2 protein-coding genes are annotated in these 1,561 nt (G+C 39.0%); one reads left to right on the forward strand and one right to left on the reverse strand.

Annotated elements, in window-relative coordinates:
• A partial coding sequence (gene rarD, locus AC1DSB_RS19100) for an EamA family transporter RarD (protein WP_477587399.1) occupies positions 1-642 on the forward strand: 642 nt, incomplete at its 5' end.
• 92 nt (positions 643-734) lie between these two features.
• Here rarD and AC1DSB_RS19105 read toward each other — a convergent pair.
• Complete coding sequence (locus tag AC1DSB_RS19105) at positions 735-1,535, reverse strand: NAD kinase (protein WP_477533095.1); 801 nt, start codon at positions 1,533-1,535, stop codon at positions 735-737.
• Positions 1,536-1,561 lie beyond the last annotated feature (26 nt).

Genomic DNA, 1,561 nt, shown 5'->3' on the forward strand with positions numbered 1-1,561 from the left:
TTGTATATCTGGGCAGTAAATAATAACCATTTAGTGGAAACCAGTTTAGGATACTATATCAACCCACTGATTTCTGTTTTGCTGGGCATCTTTTTCTTAAAGGAACGTTTGACGACGGCTCAAAAAATTGCCTTTGTCATTGCGACCATCGGTGTTATCATCTTAACCATTTCATATGGCCGTTTCCCATGGCTTGCTTTTTCTCTTGCCATCAGTTTTGCCATATACGGATTAATGAAAAAAACAATACCGTTAGATGCAGTTCGCGGATTGACAATAGAAACATTGTTTATTGTGCCATTTGCGTTTATTTATTACATTTATTTATTTCTATCCGACCGTGCTGTCCTTTTTCATGATTCATTCCAGACTGATGTATTGTTGATTCTTACAGGTGCTGCAACCGCTGTACCTCTCGTGCTATTCGCAAAAGGAGCGCAACAAATGCCGTTATACATGATTGGGTTTTTACAATACATTGCTCCGACTTGTATGTTGTTCCTAGGTGTTATTATTTATGGAGAAACGTTCAATCCCATTGATTTACTATCATTTTCCTTAATCTGGCTGGCGCTGATTCTCTTTACTGTCTCCAAGGTTATGGAAGCACGCACAAGAAAACTTAAATTGGCGAAATCATAAAAAGCAGACGAGAAGAATATCTCGTCTGCTTTTATTGAATTGAATGGGTTGATTTTTGTTATTGTCCAGTTGAAGGTTCTAACGAGTCCAAATTAAAGATACGTGCGTTTCACTTTTTCCCAGAAAGAATTGTTTTTCAACTTAACGGTCTTCACGATGCGGTTACTCAACTCGATATTAACTGATTGTACATGTTGAATACTTAGCGATTCATTGTCCATACCCATTGTCGGGAAGTCATTTCCGTCTTGCTGCAGGCGTAATGTTAATTGACGCTGACCGCTTAAAATGAATGAAGAGCCAAGAGTGCGGTATTTGTTGCTGTTCACAGATGCCAGTTCAGATACTTGGAAACAAGGGAGGAGAGGATCCACCACTGCACCATTGACCGACTTATTGTAAGCCGTGCTACCAGTTGGGGTAGCGATGATCATGCCATCTCCCCGGAATGTTTCAAAATGCAATCCATCAATTTCTACATCAAGAACAAATGTCTTAATAATATTTGAACGGATACTAAATTCATTCAAGCAATAAAAAGGTGGATTGTCATCCACTATAACTTGTAAAATAGGATAACGACGTACTTCAATTTCCGCATGTTGAACAGCCTGAATCACTGTATCCATGTCATTGAAATGAAAATCACAATACATACCCAGCGAACCAGTGGTAGAAATTCCGGCATACAAACAATCTTGACGAAAACCGGTTTTGCGAACGGCTTGAAGGAAAGATCCATCTCCGCCCAAGCTTACGATAATGTTTGCATTTTTCGCATCATCTACCGTAGTGAATCCATGTTGTGCAATCATTTCCGTAAGAATTGATTTTTGTTGCAAGGAGCTTTCATCGTGTTTCGAATAAATAAAAATGTGTGTACGCTCGGACAATATTGTCACGACCTTTCCGTTAATAC

This window comes from Paenisporosarcina sp. P4_E4_2 (assembly GCF_056401595.1).